The sequence below is a fragment of the Variovorax sp. PAMC28562 genome (assembly GCF_014303735.1).
In the GTDB taxonomy this organism is placed as follows: Bacteria; Pseudomonadota; Gammaproteobacteria; order Burkholderiales; family Burkholderiaceae_C; genus Variovorax.
Genome location: NZ_CP060296.1, coordinates 3,582,978 through 3,596,635, shown reverse-complemented (window position 1 = coordinate 3,596,635; position 13,658 = coordinate 3,582,978). Strand labels below are relative to the sequence as shown.

Genomic DNA, 13,658 nt, shown 5'->3' with positions numbered 1-13,658 from the left:
GGGCTATTTCGAGCCCTGCGCTGCTCGTTGATTCAGGAGTGACGAATCTCTGTGCCCAACACCTTCAAGCACTCGCGAATAAAGGCCGCTAGCGCGGTCCAGCCCTTCGCCGACACCATGGTTCCATCGACGTAAGCGTCCGTCGGCGACAGATCGATGTAGGTGCCGCCAGCCAGGGTCACCTCAGGTTCACAGGCGCCCAAAGCCGCGACCTTCTTGCCGCGCACGACCCCGTCGACCGCGATCAGAATCTGCACGCCGTGGCAGATGGTGAAGATCGGCTTTTTCTGGTCATGAAAGTGCCGCACCATGGCCTGAATGCGCTTGTCGGTGCGGATGTACTCCGGACCGCGACCACCGGCCGCATACACGGCGTGGTACTGGTCGAGTTGTTCCTGGGCCTCCGAGAACGTCTTGTTGATGGTGAAGTAATGACCCATTTTCTCGGTGTAGGTCTGATCTCCCTCGAAGTCGTGCAGCGACGTCTTGATCAAGTCGCCGGCTTTCTTGTCAGGGCAGACCACGTGGACGGTGTGGCCCACGGCCTCCATCGCCTGCTGAAATACGAAGATTTCGTATTCCTCAGTGAATTCGCCAGTGAGCATCAGGATTTTTTTTCCGGGCATGGTGTCATTCTTTCGGTTGATGATTGCTGTGTTGTGGGGAGTCAGAACGGCGAGTCCGGAAAGTAATATTCCTTGGCGTTTTGCTTGGTGATGAGCGGCGCATCCAGCTTGACTGCACCGCGCACGGGCGCCTGGGCTGCCAGGTTTGCCACTGTCAGATAGATCGCCGTCTTGATCATCGAAGGTGGATATGGCGTCTCGACAGGCGTCACGGCGTCACCGTCCATTACCTTCTTGATAATCTCCTTCATGCCATTGCCGCCCAGGGCGTACTTGATTTCCTTGCGCCCGGACTGTTTGATGGCTTCCAGCACACCAAGAAGCATGTCGTCGTCGTTGGCCCAGACAGCGTCGATCTTCGGGTACTTGGCCAGGTAGTCCTGCATCAGCTTGAATGCCTGGTCACTGTTCCAGTTGGCATACTGAATATCCAGCACCTTCAACTCGGTGCCCTTGATGGTGTCCTGGAATCCTTTGATGCGTTCTTCGTCGATCACGGTCGGGATGCCGCGCAACACCACCAGATTGCCCTTGCCACCCAATTTGTCGACCAGGAACTTCGCCGTGTTGCGCCCTACGGCGATGTTGTCGCCGGCCACGTACAGGTCCTGGATCGAAGGGTCGTTGAGACCACGATCGACAACGGTGACAAAGGCTCCCTTGCTCTTGACCGACTTCACCGGGCCGGACAGCTCCTCCGAGCTGAATGGCAGGATCACCAACGCAGCCAGATTACGTCCAGCCGAAAGATCCTCCAGTGCGCTGACCTGGGCCGATGCAGAGGGCGAGGTCTTCACGATCACCTCGATGCCGGGAAAGGCCTTGTTGATTTCCTTGGCCGCGGCCTGCGCGTGGTACACCACACCGGCAGTCCACCCATGGTCCGCCGCCGGGATCGACACTGCCACTGTCTTTTTCTGCGCGTGCGCCCCACTGGCGGCCAGCAGCGCTCCGAGCGCCAGTCCTGCGATCCACTTTGTCTTGAACATGTTTGTCTCCGTCTATGTATAGGTTTGAAAACTGCATGGACCCCTGCATAGCTGCCCCGCGGGGTCCGAACGAGGCTATTTCGATTTGGAGAACCGCTGGATCAGCATCGCAATGATGATGATGGCGCCCTGCACCGCGCCAACCAAGTATTCGGAGACCAGATCCGACAGCACCATCAGGTTGGCAATGAGCTCGAGCACGACGGCACCCGCCAGGGTGCCCCAGATGCGGCCCGTGCCGCCGCGCAGCACCGTGCCGCCGATGACCACTGCGGTGATCACTTGGAGTTCCCACAAAAGACCAGTGGTCGGCGTTGCCGCGCCCAGTCTGGGCACATAGCACATGGCCGCGACCGCCACGCAGGCACCCTGAATCATGTAGGCGATGGCGCGCGTTTTGATCACCGATATGCCGGAGTAGCGAGCAACTTCTTCGTTGGCGCCCACGGCAGCACAGCGCCGGCCATATTTGGTCTTGTAGAGGATGAACGCGCCGACAGCCGCGACCGCGAGAGCGACCAGGATCGGGATTGGCACACCGGCGACCGTGCCGAAGTAGACGGGGCGATAGATGTCGCGCAGCGAACGATCGATCGGAATGGTGCCGCCATCCGACAGATAGGTGATCAGGGCGCGAAAGATACCCATGGTGCCCAGCGTTGCGATGAAGGCCTCGATCTTGCCAACGGTGACGATCAGTCCATTCACAAGGCCGCAGACCAGGCCGACCAGCAGTGCGACTGCCATTCCGGCCGGAATGGCCCAGCCGCCGTAGCTCGAGGCCAGGCCGTTCATGCACATGATCATGACGCCGGTGATGAACGCGGCCATCGAACCGACCGACAGATCCAGCCCCCCCGAAGAGATCACGAAAGTCGCACCCACCGCGATGATGGCGATGAAGGCGCTGCGTGCGACCACGTTGCCGAGGTTGGTCGCAGAAAGGAAATCAGGATTGATCAGGTAACCAATGACCAGCAATGCTGCGAGTGCGAGAAATGGTCCAGCATCGGTCCAGCTGATTGCGAACTCCCGTTCACGTGAAATCGGGAGGGTGTGCGGAATGGCACTCATATTGTTGTCTCCTCGGGAACCTGGATGTCGCTGGTGGCCAGCAACGCGATATTTTTTTCAGTCATCTGTTCGCCTGTGACTTCTCCGCTGATGCGGCCTTGCCGCATGACCAGGATGCGGTCGCAGAGGCCGATGAGTTCCTGCATCTCCGACGAAATCACGATGCAGGCTTTGCCCCTGGCCACCAGCTGCTGGATGAAGGCATAGATCTGCGCCTTGTTGGCAATATCGATGCCGCGGGTGGGCTCATCGATGATGACCACTGAAGGATCTGTCAGAAGGACCTTGGCGAGCAGAAGCTTTTGCTGATTGCCGCCTGACAACTGGCCCGCGCGCAAGCGTGCACTCTTGACCCGAATGTCGTAGTCCCGAATGCTCCGTTCCAATGCCTGCCCTTCCTGGCGCCTGCGCAGCCAGGGTCCTGGGTACAGCCTGCGAAGGGCCGACAAAGTCAAGTTGGGCGCCAGTCGTTCCTGCAACAGCAGTCCTTTGCCTTTGCGGTCTTCGGTCAGATAGCCGATCCCGGCATCGATCGCATCGCGCTGCGAGCGCAGACGCAGTGGCTTGCCCATCAGCTCGACGAGCGCAGTGGCTGCGCGCAAGCCGACGATGCCTTCGAACAATTCGGTGCGACCGGCGCCGATCATTCCGGCAAAGCCGAGGATCTCTCCCTTGTGGACCGTGAAGGAAACGTCCTTGACCCATCCTGGCACATCGGCGTTGCGCACCGCCAGCATTGCCTCGCCGCGCGGCTGGACGGTCTTGGGCGGATACAGCGCATTCAGCTCACGTCCCACCATCAGGTGCGCCATGTCCATCTGGCTGAGCATGTGACCCGGATGTGTACCGACCACGCAGCCGTCACGCAGCACCGTCAGCTTGTCGGCCAGTCGCTGCACCTCGTCGAGTCGATGACTGATGTAGAGCACAGCAACGCCCTTTGCCTTCAGCCCGAAGATGATTTTCATCAGCCGCTCGACCTCGTCTCCGGTCAACACTGCGGTGGGTTCGTCAAATATCACCAGCCGGTGCTCGTCGAGCAAGGCACGGGCAATCTGCACCAGTTGGCGCTCCGCCAGTGGCACGTCGCGCACCAGGGCGTTGGGCGATACGTGACAGCCGAGCTCCTCCAGCTTCTCGGAGGCCACGCGGCGCATGGTGCGGCCGTCCACCATGCCCATGCGCCCGAGCTCGCGACCGAGAAACAGGTTCTGCGTAACGGACAATCCCTCGGCTAACAGAATTTCCTGGTGCACCAGCACGACACCCGCTTGCTGCGCCTGATTGGGCGTGGCGAATTGCGTGGCCTTGCCGTCGAGAACCAGCGTACCGGCACTGGGGCTGAGGTACCCCGACAGCAGACGCATCAACGTCGATTTGCCGGCGCCGTTCTCACCAATGACAGCGTGGATCTCGCCACCGACGATGTCCAGCGCCACGTCCGAAAGCACCGTGACCGGACCGAATCGCATGCTCAACTTGTCCGCGCGCATTAGCGCCTGAGTCCCAAACTGTTTACCCGCCTCGCACGGCGTGGCGCGCAATGACTCCAGGCCCTGGGTCTGCAGCAACATGCCGGGCATTCAGTCGAACGCCGGTAGAAGCCGGTCGCGGGAATGCTCGATGTGCGCACGCATGGCAGCTGCAGCGGCATCCGAGTCGCCTGCCGCAAAGGCATCCATCAGTGCCTGATGCTCGTCGAGTGCTTCTTCTGTGACACGTCGGTGGAACATCAGTCGAAAGATATGGAAGTGCGTGTGCTGGAAGGCCAGCGTCTCCCTGATGAGTTCGTTCCCTGCAAACTGCATGATGCTGTCGTGGAAAACCCCGTCCTGTCGGGCGAAGTTCGAGTAGCGCAGTTGCTCGTCGCTGGCATCGCCCCGGGACATCCCGCCGGCCGCTTCACGCAGGGTGGCCATCTTGCTTGCGTCCATCCCGGCAGCCGCTTTGGCAGCGGCATGAGGCTCGAGTTGCAGCCGCAATTCATACAGCTCGTCGAAACGACGTCGCGTGATTTGCGGGGCTGCGCGGTAACCGACCAGGTGCTGCTTGAGCACGAGGCCTTCGCCCTCGAGACGCCCAAGGGCCTCGCGAATGGGCGTGTGGGATACGTTGAATTCCTTGACCAGGCTGTCCACAGTGATGCGCGACCCTGGGGCGATCTTCAACGCCATGAGCTGATTGAAGATCGCTTCGTATACGTCGCCCGACAGGCTGCCGGCGCGCTGGATCGTAGTGCTGTCTGGCGTCATCTCTTCGTAGTGCAAAGATTCAAAGTTTCATTGGAGGGTGTGTGCGTCGCATGTGACTTTAGGTGGTCACAGCCTAACAAGTACGATACTATATCCTATACGATCCGATATAGGAAGGTAGTTCGTGCAAATTTCAAATTGGGGTTCGCTTGCACTCGTCAGGAGCTTGCTCGCACAACGCGGGACCCCCGAGCGCTACGCCGCCTTGCAAGCCGACGTTTTGGTAGAGGCCGAACTCAAGGGTCATCCCTCACACGGGTTGCAGCGCCTGCCGCGTCTTCTTGCACGCATGGATCTCGGCCTCTTGAACCCCTCTGCGTCCGGTCAAAGTCACTGGCGTTCCGATGCAGTGCTGGTGGTTGAAGGAGAACAGGGGCTGGGCCCTGTCGTGGCGATGCAAGCTCTGCATCAACTCCACCAACGCGCTGCTTCGACCGGTATCGCCCTCGCCGCCATCCGCAATAGCAACCACCTGGGCATGCTGGCCTGGTACGTAGAGCACATTGCTGCGCGAGGATGCATCGGCATCGTTTTCTCATCCAGTGAGGCGTTGGTCCATCCGCACGGCGGCACACGTGCATTTCTGGGTACCAACCCCTTTGCGATCGCGGTACCCACCGCTGGCCGCCCTCTGGTGCTGGACGCGTCCACAAGCATGGTGTCGATGGGCAAGATCCATCATTACGCGGCGAGCGGCCGGCCGCTGCCCGAGGGCTGGGCGCGCGACCGCGAAGGACATCCGACGACCGACGCTGCACGCGCCATGCACGGCGCCATTGCACCGTTCGGTGGCGCCAAAGGTTATGGCCTCGGGATAGCGATCGAACTTTTGATTGCCGCACTCGCCGGTTCGGCCCTGGCGCCAAACGTGCGCGGCACGCTCGACGCCGACGCTCTTTGCAACAAGGGCGATGTGCTCGTCGTCATCGACGCGGCTTCGGCCCCAGACGTTTCACAGCAGCTTTCCGCCTACCTCGACACGGTCCGAGACTCGCCCTCTTCCGAGCCCGACTGTCCGGTGCGGGTGCCAGGCGACGGCGCTACGCAGCGGCGCACGCATTCGCTGAAGAGTGGTTTCGACATCGCGCCGCAGCTGTGGGCCGAACTCCAGGCGCTCGATCTCCAGACACCGTCTTCGCCGTCTTCTTTCACCCCCGCATACATCCTTGAAGGACAAAAACAATGACACTCTTCGCTGCGCTCAGACTCCCTCGTGAAATCCTTTTTGGCAAAGGCCAGCGCCACGCGCTGCCCGCAGTCGCCAGACGCTTTGGCCAACGCGCACTGGTTTGCACCGACAGCCGTCTCGCATCGACGCCCGTGTTCGCGGAAATGCTCGCTGCGCTGAGGTCCGCTTCGATCGAGGTGCTGGTGCACGACGGCGTCCAGCCGGATGTGCCGCGTGACAGCGTGGCGCTCTGCGTGGATGCGGTGCGGTCCTTTCAGCCGCAAATGGTCATCGGCATAGGTGGCGGCAGCTGCCTGGACATGGCCAAGTGCGTCTCGCTGCTGCTCACTCATGGCGGCACGCTTCCGGACTATTACGGTGAGTTCAAAGTGCCCGGCCCGGTGCTTCCCATCATTGCGGTACCGACCACGGCAGGCACGGGCTCAGAGGTCACTCCGGTCGCAGTTGTCAGCGACACGGATCGCACGCTGAAGATCGGGGCATCGAGTCCCTATCTCATACCAAGCGTCGCGATATGCGACCCCGAATTGACGATGACCTGCCCGTCGGCCCTCACCGCAATCGCCGGCGCCGACGCCATGACGCATGCGATCGAGGCTTTTACCGCAGCACGCAAACCGCCGAGCCACGAACTGGCTCAGCAAAATGTGTTCATCGGCAAAGGCGCACTCAGCGATCAATTTGCCCTCTACGCGATCCAACTCCTGGGGCGCAGCCTGGAAAAAGCCGTAGCCGATGGTTCGAACGAAGACGCGCGTGCTGACGTGATGATGGGCGCGCTCGCGGCCGGCTGTGCATTCGGCACCGCCGGCACGGCTGCAGCGCATGCAGTGCAGTACCCGGCGGGCGCCCTGACCGACACCGCGCATGGCATGGGCGTCGCGACCATGTTGCCCTACGTGATGAGCTACAACCGTTCGGTCTCGGGAGCGGATTTCGCCGAGGTGGGCGAGGCGTTGGGCTTGCCAGCCACCGGCAGCATCGATGACCGGGCCGATGCTGCCATCCGCGAGGTGAGCCGGATCTTCGGGGCCATCGGCATCACGCCCACGCTCGCCGCGCTCGGACTGGCGCGTGACCAGATCGACTGGACATGCGAACAGGCCGTCGGCATCCAGCGCCTCATCAAGAACAATCCTCGCGCCATCGACCTGGCCGGCATGCGACAGCTCGTGCAGGCAGCGTTCGACGGCGATCTGGCTGCGGCCGCACGCTGATCCTTCTTTTCAGGACTCTTCCAATGAACGTAGCCCAACCTCCTGGCCAGCACAGCGCGCTGGCGTTTGACTTCGACACACTGCCGCAAGGCCTCTACATTGGCGGTCATTGGCGCCCGGCCAGCAGCGGCGGGCAAATCGACGTCATTGATCCTTCCACTGAAGGCGTGATCGCAACGGTGCCGGATGCCACGGTCGAGGACGCCGCCAGCGCCGTGCAGGCTGCCGCTCTCGCAGCGCCGGGATGGCGCAAGACCCCACCACGCCAGCGCGCCGAAATACTGCGCCGCTGCTACACGCTGATGACGGAGCGCGCCGAGATGCTGGCCACGCTGATTTCGCTCGAGAACGGCAAAGCCCTGCGCGATGCACGCGGCGAGGTGGCGTATGCCGCCGAGTTTTTTCGCTGGAACAGCGAGGAGGCAGTCCGTATCACGGGAGAGTTCGGCATCGCCCCCTCGGGCAGCAACCGCATCATCGTGGACTACGTACCGATCGGCATTTGCTTGCTGATCACACCCTGGAACTTCCCTGCGGCCATGGCAACGCGAAAAATCGCTCCGGCCCTTGCATCCGGCTGCACGGTCATCCTGAAGCCAGCCAGTGAGACGCCTCTTACCGCCTATGCCCTGGCTGCGCTGTACGAAGAAGCCGGCGTACCGCCGGGCGTCGTGAACGTTCTCACCACGTCGGAACCCGGAGCGCTGACGGCTGCGATGCTGGCCGATCCGCGGGTGCGCAAGCTGTCGTTCACCGGGTCGACGGGCGTTGGCCGCACCCTTTTGGCCGAGGCCGCCAAAAGCGTGGTCTCCTGCGCCATGGAACTTGGCGGCAACGCGCCTTTCATCGTCTTCGACGATGCGGACCTGGAGGCCGCACTCGACGGCGCCATGATCGCCAAGATGCGCAACGCGGGCGAAGCCTGCACGGCGGCCAACCGCATTTACGTGCAGTCCGGCATCCACGACGCGTTCGCACGGGGTCTGGCTGAACGGATGGCCGCCCTGAAGGTTGGCCCTGGTGCAAATGCAGACACCGAATGCGGTCCGATGATCACGCGCAAGGCGGTTCAGAAGATCGATCGGCTGGTTCAGGACGCCATAGAGCGCGGTGCCCGGGTGGTGTGCGGTGCCGCGGTTCCGGATGGCAACGGCTTCTTTTATCCGCCGACCGTATTGACCGATGTTCCAGCCGGTGCGCTGATGGCACACGAGGAGATCTTCGGCCCCGTTGCGCCCATCACGCGCTTTGAAACCGAGGCCGAAGTCATTGCGCGTGCCAACGATACCGAGTACGGCCTGGCTTCTTATGTGTACACACGCGATGTGGGACGCGGTATGCGAGTTGCCGCGGAATTGGAGGCAGGCATGATCGCCATCAACCGTGGGTTGGTTTCCGATCCTGCCGCGCCATTTGGTGGCGTCAAGCAAAGCGGTCTGGGTCGCGAGGGCGGGCAGCACCACGGCATCTCCGAGTACATGGAAGCGAAATACATTGCCACCACGTTCTAAGGCCTTGCGTCCATGACCGCCCTGCTTTCGCAATCTGGGGAACTGCTGCCGTTGCCCCACGGCTATCCCAGCCTGGATGCCATCAACGAGGCCTACAACCCACGCCTGCGTGCCGTCGATCTCGACGCTTCATTGCGACACTATGCAGAACAGAGCGAAGCAGCGCGTCGCAGCCTTCCGTATATCGCTGGCGTTCCCTATGGCCCCACGCTCGCGGAAACTTTGGACATCGTGCCGGCGCGCCGACCGGGTGCTCCGGTCTTCCTCTATATCCACGGCGGCTATTGGCGCGCCAACGCGGCACGCGACTTCAGCCACATGGCGCTCGGTCCGCACGCCTTGGGCTACACGACCGTGCTTGTCGACTACGCGCTCTGCCCTGCCGTCACGCTGGACGAAATCGTGCGGCAGGTGCGAGCCGCGGCCACATGGGTCATCCGCCATATCGATCAGCATGGCGGAGATCCCCAGCGGATTGTGATCGGTGGCCATTCCGCCGGTGGGCACTTGGGTGCGATGCTGCTCTGCACGCCGTGGCAGGAGCGCTATGGACTGCCGGCAGACCCGTTTGCCGGCGCCGTTCTCGTGAGCGGCTTGTTCGACATCGCCCCCTTGCGCTACAGCTATTTACAGCCAGCGATTCAGCTCGACGAAGGGCTCGTGGCCCGCAACTCGCCACTGCATCAGGTGCGCCCGTCCCGCACGCCCCTCGTCCTCAGTTGGGGCACTCTGGAGCAGCCCTCGTTCGAACAGCAATCCACTCAAATGCATCGCGCGTGGCTGGACAAGAACAACTACGCCGAACTGCTGCCGCTTGCCAATGCCGATCATTTCACCGCGATCGAGGGGTTCGAAAAGCCGGCAAGCTTGTTGTGCGACGCATTGCATCGCCTGGTCGAGGGCCGCATTCGCGCCGATTGAGCGTTGCGTCGCGGTCGCCGCCGGTCAGCTGCAGGCGCCGCCCGGCTTGAGCCCGGCCGCGGTCACGCTGCGCGCAATCGCAGAGGCGGCCGTCGCCGTCACGCGCTGAGCCCCCTGCGCCACGGCGTCGATGCCTGCACCGACCGGCTCGCTCGTGTCGAAGCTGCAAGCGGTGGGCAAGGTTTCATCGGAGCGCTTCACGGTCCAGCTAAAGCTGCCGTCGACGCGTGTTCCTTCGATGGCGTCGAAGCGGCGAACCTGTATTGCGATGCGGTAAACCGGCTGCGACGTCTGGCGCCCACCCTTGCTTGCATCGAAAGCACCGAGGCGACTGGCCACGCCACTCGACAGCGCATCGCGCAGCTCGTCCTCGAAAGACGACGCCCAACGATGCTGCTCGAGCACATTGACCTGCGCGCTGCGGTCACCGTTCTGCCGCACGACCATCTGCGGCCGCGCGAGACTCTCCGGCATCGAGAGTGGTGCGAGTTCGATGTAGATAGGCGCAGCGCCATTACTGACCGGGGACGCGTTGCTCGCATCCGCAGCTTTCGCACTGGCCGCAGTGCTCGCCGGGTTGGCCAGTGTGTAGTACATCGTCGGCTGGCCTGCACAGCCGGCCACGACCAATGCGGCCAGCGTGGCGGACACCGCTGAACTCAAAAGCAACTTCATTTCTTGTCGTCCGGTTTGCCGCGCAACAGCGACTCGGGGTGGCGTTCGAGGTAGTCCGTCAATACGCGGATTGAACCGGCGGCACGCGTCAGTTCACGCAGCGTTTGCCGCACGTCCTGCTGCAGCGGCGAGTCGTCCGCGAGCGTGCGCTCGGCGCTGTTCAGCGTCTTGCGCGCGTCCTTCATGGCCGCGGTGATTTCGGGCGTCACGTCGTTGTTGATGCGGGTCACCGTGGTCTCGGCACTCTTCAATGTGGTGTCGAGCGTGGCCAGGGTCTTGCGCAGATCACCCGAGATTTCCTCGTACGGAATCTTGTTGAGCTTGGTCGCGATCTCCTGCACCTGGGTCTGGATCTCGTCCAGGCTGTTGGCAACCGTCGGCACCTCGATCGGGTTCCTGGTCATGTCGACCTTGACCGGCTTCTCCTTCGGAAAAAAGTCGAGAGCCACATAGACCTGCCCTGTGAGCAGGTTGCCGGTGCGCAGTTGGGCGCGCAGGCCGCGCGCGATCAGCGCGGAGACACGCTCCCTGCGCTCGGCCCGCTGGTCGGGCATGTCGCGCGCGCCATCGACACGCCGCAGCCGGTCGGGGTACACCGTGACCAGCACCGGCATCAGGAACGCACGCTCGCTGCGATCGAATTGCACCCCCAACGACTTGACCTCGCCGATCGTGATGCCGCGAAAGTCGACCGGCGCGCCCGGCGACAAACCACGCACCGACTGGTTGAAGTACATCAGCAGGTTCTGCGACGGGCCGTCGGGTTCCTTCATGGCGGTCTGCTCGTCTTCGGCCAGCGCAAAGGTCGTTTCACCCTTGGCGACAGGCCCCTGCGCATCGTCCGGGGCCTGAAAAGCGATGCCGCCCAGCAGAATGGTCGTGAGCGACTGGGTTCGCAGCGTGAAACCGCTGGCACTCAGCTGAGCATCGATGCCGCTGGCGTGCCAAAAGCGTGTGTTGACGCCGATGAACTTGTCGTATGGCGTGTTGATGAAGACCCGCAGCGTGACGCCGCGGCCATCGCCATCGAGGTCGAACGACGCGATCTGCCCGACCTTGACGCGCCGGAAATAGACCGGCGACCCGATGTCGAGCGAGCCGATGTCACGCGAGCGCAGCTGGTACTGCGTGCCGTTGGTATCGCGCGTGATGATCGGGGGCGCCTCGAGTCCGGCGAACTCGCCGCTGCTTTCTTTAGACACGCCGGCATCGGCGCCGATGTAGGCGCCCGACAGCAAGGTGCCCAGGCCGGAAATGCCGGACGTATCGAGTCGCGGCCGCACCACCCAGTAGCGAGTGTCTTCGGCAGTGAAGCCATCGGCATCCTTGTTGAGCTGCACCAGCACGCGAACGTGCGAGCGATCGCGCGCCAGCCGGATGCGCTCGACCATGCCGATCTGCACGTCCTTGTATTTAACGGCTGTCTTGCCGGCTTCGAGGCCGTCCGCGGTCTTGAAGGTCAGCACCACTTCCGGTCCGCGTTCCCACAGGATGCGGGCCACCAGCGTGATGCCGACCAGCGCCGCGACGATCGGAATCAACCAGATCAGCGACGGTACCCAATCGCGGCGACGCACCACGCGTGGTGCGGGTACGTCGGGAATACCTGACTGCTTCGGCGCGGGCGCCGGCACGGGCTCCGCGTTTCGCTCTTCACTCATTCATTGCACTCGCTTATTCGATCCGGTTTTCGATTCATCTGATTTTCTGTCGCTGTCCCATATCAGCCGCGGATCGAAGCTGATGGACGCCAGCATGGTGAGCACCACCACCGCGGCGAAGGCGCCGATGCCGACGCCCGCCGTGACTTCGGCAAAGCCCTGAATGCGCACGAGCCCTGCCAGCAGCGACACCACGAAGACGTCCAGCATGGACCATCGGCCAATGATTTCGAGTACGTGATAGAGCTTGGCCCGCTCGAGCTGGCGCCAGTCGCTTTGCCGTTGCGCCATCACCGTCAGCACAAACAATGCCGCCAATTTGAACAGCGGCACCAGAAAGCTGGCCGTAAAGATCAGCGCTGCTAGCCCGTAGGAGCCCGACACCCAGAAAAAGATGATGCCGCTCAGGATGGTGTCTTGCTGCGTGCCGAACAGGCTGGTCGTGATCATCACCGGAAGCAGGTTTGCCGGAACGTACATCACGGCCGCGGCGATCAACAAGGCCCAGGTGCGGCGGATGCTGTCGGGCTTGCGCGTGCGCAGGCGCGTACCGCAGCGACCACACGGCTCGCCGTCGTGAGCCTGCTGCCACACGGTGGCGCAGTGATGGCATTCGCGCAGCCCGAGCTCGGCCGCGGTGGCCAGCGTGCCGCTGCCTTCGTCGACGCAAGTGTGCGTCGACGCGTTGCCGGCCAGCCCGACCACCCGTGTGCCGAAAGCGTTGAGCGAATTTGGCACTTTCAAGATACTGGCTCCGATGGAAGCTCGGACGCCGGATTCGTGAACGCCATCTCCCAGAACGCCCGCGGATCGAACGACACCACCGAGGTCAGCAGCACCGTGAGCCCGACGAAAGCCCACAGTGCCGGGCCTGCCACCACCGTCGCCATGCCCGACAGCTTCACGATGGCGACCAGCACGCCCAGCAGAAAAACTTCGATCATTCCCCACGGGCGGAGCGACTGGAGCACGCGCACCAGCAGCGCGAAACCGGGCGGCCGTGCGCCGCGCGTGAGCGGCACCAGCAGATAGAACAGGATCAGCAGCTGCATGAGGGGGAACAGCAAGGTTGTCGCCAGCACCAGCAGCGCCACCGGCGACATGCCCTCCCCGGTCAGCGCGACCACCGCACCGAACAACGTGGTCTGGCTGCGGCGACCCTGCAATTCGATCTCGACGATGGGAAATAGGTTGGCGATCGCAAACAGGATCAGGCTCGCCACCGTGAGCGGAAGGATGCGGCGCTTTTGCTCGCCGGCATTGCGTGCGAGTTCGGTGCCGCAGCGCTGGCAGCGCGCCACCTCACGGGGTCGCAGGGTCGCGTGCCGATAGACCGCGTCGCAGCCATCGCACACCGTCACTCCGGGAAGTTCAGTCATGCTGCGATTCTGCCCAAAGCCAGCGAACGGTTCATGCGAGCGGGCAGAATCCTCCGCATGTTTTCAGACCAGAAGGCGCCACGCGTCGCGACATCCGACCTGACCGATCCCGCCGGGCGCTCAGCACGTCCGTTGCGGAAGACCTTTCTTTTCTTCCTCGCGCC

13 protein-coding genes are annotated in these 13,658 nt (G+C 62.8%); 4 read left to right on the top strand and 9 right to left on the bottom strand.

Features of this window, described 5'->3' with window-relative positions; genetic code table 11:
• Window positions 1-32: 32 nt before the first annotated feature.
• The 5 genes from H7F36_RS16890 to H7F36_RS16870 all read right to left on the bottom strand — a co-directional run bounded on the left by H7F36_RS16890 (window position 33) and on the right by H7F36_RS16870 (window position 4,863).
• Window positions 33-626, bottom strand: coding sequence for a DJ-1/PfpI family protein (locus tag H7F36_RS16890; RefSeq protein WP_187051900.1), 594 nt, complete (start codon window positions 624-626; stop codon window positions 33-35).
• Window positions 627-667: 41 nt separating this feature from the next.
• Window positions 668-1,615: a substrate-binding domain-containing protein gene (locus tag H7F36_RS16885; protein WP_187051899.1), complete on the bottom strand. Its 948-nt coding sequence runs from the start codon at window positions 1,613-1,615 to the stop codon at window positions 668-670.
• Window positions 1,616-1,690: 75 nt separating this feature from the next.
• Entirely contained in the window at window positions 1,691-2,689 is a 999-nt protein-coding gene (locus H7F36_RS16880; RefSeq protein ID WP_187051898.1) for an ABC transporter permease, read from the bottom strand.
• On the bottom strand, window positions 2,686-4,161 hold the full coding sequence (locus H7F36_RS16875; protein ID WP_261802343.1) for a sugar ABC transporter ATP-binding protein: 1,476 nt from the start codon (window positions 4,159-4,161) through the stop codon (window positions 2,686-2,688). Before H7F36_RS16875 ends, H7F36_RS16880 begins: the two co-directional genes overlap by 4 nt.
• A gap of 111 nt (window positions 4,162-4,272) precedes the next feature.
• Window positions 4,273-4,863, bottom strand: a complete 591-nt coding sequence (locus H7F36_RS16870) for a GntR family transcriptional regulator (protein ID WP_261802342.1) — start codon at window positions 4,861-4,863, stop codon at window positions 4,273-4,275.
• A gap of 202 nt (window positions 4,864-5,065) precedes the next feature.
• Here H7F36_RS16870 and H7F36_RS16865 point away from each other — a divergent pair, with 202 nt between their 5' ends.
• Genes H7F36_RS16865 through H7F36_RS16850 form a run of 4 tightly spaced genes read left to right on the top strand, consistent with a single transcriptional unit; the run spans window position 5,066 to window position 9,779 of the window.
• Window positions 5,066-6,127 carry an Ldh family oxidoreductase gene (locus H7F36_RS16865; protein ID WP_187051895.1) on the top strand — a complete coding sequence of 354 codons (1,062 nt, stop codon included), beginning with the start codon at window positions 5,066-5,068 and terminating at the stop codon, window positions 6,125-6,127.
• Complete coding sequence (locus tag H7F36_RS16860; protein ID WP_187051894.1) at window positions 6,124-7,347, top strand: iron-containing alcohol dehydrogenase; 1,224 nt, start codon at window positions 6,124-6,126, stop codon at window positions 7,345-7,347. The genes H7F36_RS16865 and H7F36_RS16860 overlap by 4 nt, the downstream gene beginning before the upstream one ends.
• Window positions 7,348-7,370: 23 nt before the next feature.
• Window positions 7,371-8,858, top strand: coding sequence for an NAD-dependent succinate-semialdehyde dehydrogenase (locus H7F36_RS16855; protein ID WP_187051893.1), 1,488 nt, complete (start codon window positions 7,371-7,373; stop codon window positions 8,856-8,858).
• Between the two features lie 12 nt (window positions 8,859-8,870).
• Complete coding sequence (locus tag H7F36_RS16850; protein WP_187051892.1) at window positions 8,871-9,779, top strand: alpha/beta hydrolase; 909 nt, start codon at window positions 8,871-8,873, stop codon at window positions 9,777-9,779.
• Between the two features lie 24 nt (window positions 9,780-9,803).
• On the opposite strand, the gene H7F36_RS16845 is transcribed toward H7F36_RS16850, so the two are convergent.
• The 4 genes from H7F36_RS16845 to H7F36_RS16830 all read right to left on the bottom strand — a co-directional run bounded on the left by H7F36_RS16845 (window position 9,804) and on the right by H7F36_RS16830 (window position 13,494).
• On the bottom strand, window positions 9,804-10,454 hold the full coding sequence (locus tag H7F36_RS16845; protein WP_187051891.1) for a membrane integrity-associated transporter subunit PqiC: 651 nt from the start codon (window positions 10,452-10,454) through the stop codon (window positions 9,804-9,806).
• Window positions 10,451-12,115 (bottom strand): intermembrane transport protein PqiB, encoded by a 1,665-nt coding sequence (locus H7F36_RS16840; RefSeq protein ID WP_187051890.1) that lies wholly within the window; start codon window positions 12,113-12,115, stop codon window positions 10,451-10,453. Before H7F36_RS16840 ends, H7F36_RS16845 begins: the two co-directional genes overlap by 4 nt.
• Window positions 12,116-12,760 carry a paraquat-inducible protein A gene (locus tag H7F36_RS16835; protein WP_261802674.1) on the bottom strand — a complete coding sequence of 215 codons (645 nt, stop codon included), beginning with the start codon at window positions 12,758-12,760 and terminating at the stop codon, window positions 12,116-12,118.
• Window positions 12,761-12,855: 95 nt separating this feature from the next.
• Window positions 12,856-13,494 carry a paraquat-inducible protein A gene (locus tag H7F36_RS16830; protein ID WP_187051889.1) on the bottom strand — a complete coding sequence of 213 codons (639 nt, stop codon included), beginning with the start codon at window positions 13,492-13,494 and terminating at the stop codon, window positions 12,856-12,858.
• Window positions 13,495-13,658 lie beyond the last annotated feature (164 nt).